The sequence below is a fragment of the Pseudoalteromonas sp. 120-MNA-CIBAN-0494 genome (assembly GCF_040308885.1).
GTDB classification, from domain to species: Bacteria; Pseudomonadota; Gammaproteobacteria; order Enterobacterales; family Alteromonadaceae; genus Pseudoalteromonas; species Pseudoalteromonas nigrifaciens.
The window spans coordinates 1-234 of the sequence record NZ_JBEOOE010000236.1 but is presented as its reverse complement, the minus strand read 5'-3'; the positions used below and the strand labels follow the sequence as shown (position 1 = coordinate 234).

Here is a 234-nt window from a genome sequence, read left to right as displayed (position 1 = left end):
CTCTAAGGGCGGTATCTTTCGCTCTTAAAATTGGATTTAAAATGTACTCAAGTATGGATTTTTTTCCCGTGATGACATCTACTGAAGTGAGCATCCCTGGAATTATTGGCATCTCTGTGCCATCGTCTTTCATTAAACTGGACTCTTGTGTTCGCACTTTTACAATATAGAAACTATTGCCTTCTTCATCCTGTGACGTATCGGCGCTAATGTGTTCAACGGTTCCTTTTAGCC

The 234-nt window shown here is 40.6% G+C and carries 1 pseudogene; it reads right to left on the bottom strand.

Going from position 1 to position 234, the window contains the following annotated elements:
• A pseudogene (locus AAEY55_RS18620) lies at positions 1–234 on the bottom strand (HlyD family type I secretion periplasmic adaptor subunit); the annotation flags it as partial.